Origin of the sequence: Dokdonella sp. (genome assembly GCF_035511235.1) — a bacterium.
GTDB lineage: Bacteria > Pseudomonadota > Gammaproteobacteria > Xanthomonadales > Rhodanobacteraceae > Dokdonella.
The window spans coordinates 137,842-144,548 of record NZ_DATKFQ010000001.1 but is presented as its reverse complement, the minus strand read 5'-3'; the positions used below and the strand labels follow the sequence as shown (position 1 = coordinate 144,548).

The 6,707-nt window shown below is 68.7% G+C and carries 5 protein-coding genes; 3 read left to right on the top strand and 2 right to left on the bottom strand.

Annotated features, from left to right (window positions below; all coding sequences use genetic code 11):
• Both VMR06_RS00640 and VMR06_RS00635 read left to right on the top strand, forming a co-directional pair.
• Positions 1-409: choice-of-anchor Q domain-containing protein (locus tag VMR06_RS00640; RefSeq protein ID WP_325371926.1), on the top strand; the 409-nt coding region annotated here is incomplete at its 5' end.
• 51 nt (positions 410-460) lie between these two features.
• Positions 461-1,930, top strand: coding sequence for a choice-of-anchor Q domain-containing protein (locus VMR06_RS00635; RefSeq protein WP_325371924.1), 1,470 nt, complete (start codon positions 461-463; stop codon positions 1,928-1,930).
• 659 nt (positions 1,931-2,589) lie between these two features.
• On the opposite strand, the gene VMR06_RS00630 is transcribed toward VMR06_RS00635, so the two are convergent.
• Positions 2,590-3,261: a ChrR family anti-sigma-E factor gene (locus tag VMR06_RS00630; RefSeq protein ID WP_325371922.1), complete on the bottom strand. Its 672-nt coding sequence runs from the start codon at positions 3,259-3,261 to the stop codon at positions 2,590-2,592.
• Positions 3,258-3,782: a sigma-70 family RNA polymerase sigma factor gene (locus tag VMR06_RS00625; RefSeq protein WP_325371931.1), complete on the bottom strand. Its 525-nt coding sequence runs from the start codon at positions 3,780-3,782 to the stop codon at positions 3,258-3,260. The genes VMR06_RS00630 and VMR06_RS00625 overlap by 4 nt, the downstream gene beginning before the upstream one ends.
• A gap of 617 nt (positions 3,783-4,399) precedes the next feature.
• On the opposite strand from VMR06_RS00625, the gene VMR06_RS00620 reads away from it, so the two are divergent.
• A complete protein-coding gene (locus VMR06_RS00620) occupies positions 4,400-6,460 on the top strand; it encodes a putative bifunctional diguanylate cyclase/phosphodiesterase (RefSeq protein ID WP_414648035.1) in 2,061 nt (686 codons plus the stop codon).
• Positions 6,461-6,707: the final 247 nt, after the last annotated feature.

Sequence of the window (6,707 nt, the reverse complement as noted above, 5' to 3'; positions counted from 1 at the left end):
GCTGGGCAGCGGCATCACGCTGATCACCTTCGACAATGGCCTGATCCATCTGAGCAACAGCGTGACCTGGGGCAACGATGGCGACGACGATACCCAGGATCTGTGGATCAATGGCGCCGGCGTCGTGCTGACGCGAGTGCACTACGGCTCCATCGAAGGATCCCCCGCCGGCAACATCGCGCCCGGCACGGGCGATCCGGGATTCGTGTCGGTGAACGACGCCCGCCTTCGGCCGCACTCTCCGCTGATCGACAGCGGCACCGACAGCCCGCAGGGCGGCGCGGGCACCTTCGATGCCGACGGCAGGGCGCGCGTGCAAGGCGCCGCGATCGACGTCGGCGCGTTCGAGGCGGCGCCGGCCCCGGACGACCTGATTTTCCGCGACGGCTTCCAGGCCGGCACCGATTGACCTCTTCCCGGCTGCGCGCCGGAATTTCTCTCCATCCAGGAGTTCTTCATCATGTCCGTCATTCATGCGCCGCGAACACCGCGGCTCAAGCCTCTCGTGCTGGCCGTCCTCGGCACCCTTACGGTCGCCAACGGCCTTGCCAGCCCGCTCGCGATCGATACGACCGCATCGCCGCGGCCGATGACCGAGCCGGCCGTACCCGAGGGCACCAAAACCTGGATCATCGAGAACTGCAACGACAATGGGCCGGGCAGCCTGCGCTGGGTCATCGACACTCAGGCCGGCAGCGGCGACACCATCGATCTGTCCGGGCTGACCTGCAGCACGATCACGCTGGAGACCGGCGTGATCCGTATACCGCAGGATGAGATATTCCTGGTCGGCCCGTCCGCCGACCAGCTCGCCATCGACGGCGACGACCGTTCGCCCGTGTTCGAGCACGACGGCAGCAGCGGCTTCCTGATCAACGGCCTCACCGTCCGCAACGGGCGCAACGAGCCCGCCGCAGGTCCTGCCCGCGGCGGCTGCATCGCTTCGAGCGGTACCGTTTTCCTGATGAATGCGGCTGTGCGCGACTGCACGGCCCGGGTCGACGGCGATCGCAATGCCATGGGCGGCGGCGTCTACGCCGCAGCCGGGCTCTATCTCGACGGCACCTCGATCACCGGCAACCGGGTACTCAGCGACGGCCCGGCGAACCTGAGCGGCTTCGGCGTAGGCGGCGGCGTGTTCTCGATGGGACGGGCCGAGTTCAACCGGACCACCATCGCCGGCAACACCGCCCGCGGCGCCGACAATGGCCTGAAGGGGCAATCGGGCGGAGCCTGGGTGTTCGGCGGCGGCGCAGCGCGCAACACCACCATCGCCAACAACATCGCGGGCAGCAATGGGGGGCTGCTGATGATGGACGCGATGTACGGCGATCCGATCGACATCGTCAGCAGCACCATTTCCGGCAATGTCGCCGCCGAATCCGTCATCGGTGCCGGTCTGTACGTCGGCATGACCTCGCAGCTGACGGTGATCAACAGCACCATCACGCTCAACATCGAGCGCAATGCCAAGAACGTGCCGTACGGAGCCGGGCTGCTGCTGGGCAATGGCGACATTCCCACGCATATCGCCAACAGCATCATCGCCGGCAACCTGCTCGACGACGGCAGTGGCGGCCTGTCGTCGGACATCGGCAGCGGCGGCACCACCACGGCGGTATCCGGCAGTCACAACCTGATCGGCTATTCGCCGCTGCAACTGCCGGCCGACACCATCTCCGATGAGCCGATGCTCGGGGCGCTGGCCGACAACGGCGGCCCGACCTGGACCCACGCATTGCCTCCGGACAGCCCGGCGGTGGATGCAGGCGACGACAACGGCCATGAGTACGATCAACGCGGCAAGGGTTTCCCGCGCATCATCGGCAAGGCCGCCGACATCGGCGCCTACGAACTGGGAGAGCTCGAGACCGGCGATGAGATCTTCCTCGACGGCTTCGAACTCTGTGCCGGATGTCCATCGCATTGAAGCGCGCCCGAAATCAAGCGCATCGACAGCTCGTCGCCCGATCCGCCTTCGGCCGACGCGCCATACGAAGGCGCCGATCGGGCGAGCAGCCTGCCCGATCCGGCGGGGCGATCGATCCGCCATGCGCAGGTTCGGTCGCCATTGCGCCGTTGGCCGCCAGGCCATCGCTGCGGATGGCAGCGGAAGCCTCGCACCCCGCACCTCGCTCGTCGCGAACGGCGCCGGCTCCGTCGCGACCGAGTCCACCTGCGCACGATCCCCGCCGGGCGCGGGGAAGCAGGGACGAAGAATCGTTTCGGGTCGTGTGGTGAAGTCAGCCAACGCAGCCGGGACCTGAGGAGACACCTCGGTCCGGATTCACCGCCGCTGCGCTGTCATGGAGGCCTCGGCATGCCCTCGGCGAACAGGAGGAATGCCATCAGCCACAATCAGCCCAGCCCCGCGAGCATCGGAACGGCCAGAAGAGCGCGGCGCGTCAGGACGGGCGCTCGTCGCCGGTTTCACACCGTTCTGGACGGCAGGCGTCCTCGCAGCGCGCAGGTGCGGCGGCGGCGCCGAGCGGCATCCCGGACGGGGACCAGGCCTCAGGTGCCATCTGCCGGGACATCGCCTCCAGATCCTGGTCGCCGCCCCGTCCTCCACCCGCCGCTTGGACCGCTTCACAGCTTGAACAGCGGCTGCAGCTTGCGCGCCAGCCACCCGGGGAAGCGCAGCGGCGCATCGAGCGCCGACACGCAGATGCAGGCCGCACCCGGCACGGTCACCGGCTGGTGCTCGACGTCGCTGTCGAGATCGGCGACGTCGCCGGGCGCGAAGTGACCGAGTGCGTCGTGGTAGGCGCCGCGCAGGATCTGGGTCAGCTCGGTCCCGCCATGACCGTGCACCGGCATGCTGCGGCCGGCACCGATCTTCAGCATCAGCAGGGTGCCGGTCCGGGTGCCCGAAGCGCGGATGCAGTGCACGCCGGGCGCCATCCAGCGCCACTTCAAGCTGCGGTACGAGGTGCCGAAGTACGGGTGCAGCGGCGTCGGCAGCCGATCGTCGTCCTCGTACGGCGCGCCGCGCGCCATGGCCGCGGCGACCGGTGCTGCCGCCTCGTCGAGGCGATGCAGGATCGAGGCGCGCAGGTCTGCCAGGCGGTCCGCGTCCGCCGCGGACGGCTGCTGCTGCTCGACCAGCTGACCGCCGATACGTTCGGCCTCGCCGACGCGGCCTCGGCAGTGCGCGCAGGTCTCCAGGTGCGTGGCGGCGACGATCGCCACTTCCAGCGCCAGGGCGCCGGCCGCGTAGCTGACCACGGTGGAGGGATCCAGATGATGATGCGGATTCACGGCTGATCTCGTATTTGACCCTGCAGGCGCAGGAACGCGCGGCGCAGGTGCGACTTCACGGTGCCCAGCGGCATCTGCAGCTCGTCGGCGATTTCCTGATGGCTCTTGGACTCGAAGTAGGACATGCGCATCAGCCGCGCCTGGATCGCCGGCAGTTCCTGGATGCGGCGCTGCAGGCGCGCATGTTCGGCGTAGTCTTCCGCGGCCGAAAACGGATGCGCCAGATCCTCGTCGCTGGCGGGCACCGCGTCCTCGAGCACCTGGACCCAGCCCTGCTCGCATCGCACGCGGTCGATGTGCAGGTTGCGGCCGATGCGGAACAGCCAGGTGGACACGGCGCCGTGCTGCGGATCGTACTGCGCGGCCCGATGCCACAGACGCAGCAGGGCCTCCTGCGCGAGCTCCTCGGCGACCGCGTCCGGACTGCCGAGGCCACGCAGGTAGAGGCAGAGCCGCGGCATGAAGTGGTCATAGATGCGCATGAAGCTGGCGCGGTCGCGCAGCCGGGAGACCGCCAGCATGTCGCCGGTCCAGTCATGGGCGTCGCGCGGTGCGGGCGGCGGGATGGACACCGGGCTTGCCGCTCGCGGGGGCGGCGCTCTCCTCGTGGGGTCGGTGGCCATGGTATGCCAGGTTCCGCTGCGGTTCGTGTGACATCTCTACGCAGATCGCCGCCGTTCGGATGCAGGCATCGGACGCAGGCTTCTTCGGTTCGGACGCGGGCCGGTCCGCGTGCCTCGCCGCTCGGACGCCGCCTCACGGCCACGTCCGGCTACGCGGCACCGCCCGGTTCGCGCGCCGGGCACGCCGACCGGAGCGAACGGCCTGCCCCTGCTCCGACCTCCGGCTCTCTTCGACGGGACGGGCACCGGCCATCGTCCTGGACGACACCTGATGCCCGGCCGTGTCGCGATAGCGAGCGCCCCCGCGAGCGTCGACGCCCCGAATGCCGCGCCACCCGCCCATGAGCCCGCCCGGATTCACCTCATCCGCGTACCCGGACCTGACGTTTTCGTCAGTTTCGGACCGCATCCCGTCGCCGCGCGATCGCCGCGCCTTCGCGGCACCGCGAGGCACGCCTCTTTCCATGGCATGCAAATTGCTATTTTGGGAAAAATCCTTCCTGGCCACGTCGATGCTGATCGGCACCTACAACCCAGCGCTGGTCGCGACCTCGTTCCTGGTCGCAGCGCTCGCCTCGTTCGTCGCGCTCGACATGGCCGGCCGCATCGACGCCAGCCGCGGCTGGGCGGCGCGCGGCTGGCTGATCGGCGGCGCGATCGCGATGGGCTTTGGCATCTGGTCGATGCATTTCATCGGCATGCTGGCGTTCCAGCTGCCGATCCCGCTCGGTTACGACCTCGCGATCACGCTGTACTCGCTGCTGATTGCGATCGCCAGTTCCGGCTACGCGCTGTGGGTCGTGTCCGGTCCCAGCCTGCCGCCGCGCCGATTGTGTTTCGCAGCCGCCATATTGGGCAGCGGCATCGCCGCGATGCATTACGTCGGCATGGCGGCGATGCGCATGGAGCCGGGCATCGACTACGACCCGGCATGGTTCGCCGGATCGATCCTGATCGCGATCGCGGCAGCCGGCACGGCACTGTGGATCGCGTTCTCGTTGCGCAGCGACGACGGCAAGGGTGTCGGCCGCCGCCGGCTGGTCGCCGCGCTGATCATGGGCCTGGCGATCGTCGGCATGCACTACACCGGGATGGCCGCAGCGCGGTTTCCGCAAGGCAGCTTCTGCGGCGCTGCCCTGTCGGGCGGCATCCCGCAGCACTGGCTTGCCAGCCTGGTCGGCACCGCCACGTTCGGGATCCTCGGCATGGCGCTGCTGACCGCGCTGCTCGACCGCCGCCTGCAGGAGCGCACCGCCCTGCTGACCGATTCGCTGAAAAAGGCTAACCAGGAGCTGACCTATCTCGCGCTGCACGACAACCTGACCAAGCTGCCGAACCGGCTGCTGCTCGAGGACCGCCTGGAGCACGCGATCCGGCGCGCCTCGCGCAACGACTATCGCTTCGCGCTGCTGTTCATCGACCTCGATGGCTTCAAGGCCGTCAACGACGCCTATGGCCATCCGGTCGGCGACAAGCTGCTGCGCGAACTGGCCCAGCGCCTGCAGGCCAGCATGCGGGGCGGCGATACGCTGGCGCGTCTGGGCGGCGACGAGTTCGTCGCGCTCGCCGACATCGACGACACCTCCGACGCGGCCACGCTCGCGGAGAAAATGCTGCGGCAGATCGCCGTGCCGGTGCAGGTCGAACACAACGAGATCGGCATCACCGGGAGCGTCGGCATCGCGATCTTCGGGCCCGACGGCACCAGCGCGCGCGAGCTGCTCGCCAACGCCGACGCCGCGATGTACTCGGCCAAGGATCTGGGCCGCAACGCCTATTGCCTGTTCGAGCCGTCGATGAACTGCGGTGCTCACGAGGAGCTGGCGCTGGCCCAGGACCTGCGCCGCGCACTCGGACTGCAACAGTTCTCGCTGCACTACCAGATCAAGCTGAAGGCGCCGTCCGGCCCGCCGGTCGGTGTCGAAGCCCTGCTGCGCTGGCACCATCCGCAGCGCGGCCTGATCCTGCCCGACCGCTTCATTCCGCTGGCCGAGAAGAGCGGGCTGATCCTGGACATCGGCCGCTGGGTGATCCACGAAGCCTGTCGCCAGTTCGCCGAGTGGCGCGCGCAGGGACTGGACGTGCCGTCGGTATCGGTCAACCTGTCGCCGGTGCAGTTTCGATCGCCGGGTCTGTTCGGCAAGATCAGCGATGCGCTGGCGGCACATGCGATCCCGCCCGGATCGCTGGTGCTGGAGATCACCGAATCGACCGCGATGCGCGACCCCGAAGCAAGCCTCGCGATTCTGCAGCGACTCGCCGAACTCGGCGTCGGCATCTCGATCGACGATTTCGGTACCGGCTACTCGAGCCTGCTGTACCTGAAGCGACTGCCGGCCAGCGAGCTCAAGATCGACCGCGCCTTCGTCAAGGATCTCAAGCGCGGCAGCGAGGATGCCGCGATCGTGTCGGCGATCATCGCGCTCGGCCGCACGCTGAATCTGGCCGTCATCGCCGAGGGCGTGGAGACCGCCGAGCAGCAGAGCCTGCTGACCGAACTGGGCTGCACCTCGCTGCAGGGTTTCCATCTCGGCGTGCCCTGCTCGCCGGCGGAACTGGCGCTGCGCCTGGGCTGACCAGCGTCCCCAGCCGATGCTGTCGCCGCCGGCGCACGCCCGATGTCCTCGTCCGTTCGGAGCCCGGGGTTGCCGACCTCCGAAGCTCGAGAGCGCTGCCTGTCGCCGCCGATGCGCGCCCCCTATTCCACCATGCGCGTCGACTGGTTCCCGCTCGTGACCGCGTGGCCGTGCGCCTTCGTGCTCGGGCTTTTCGTGAACCCGGCCGCGAATTCGAACACCGGAGCGAGGCTGTAACGATTATTTA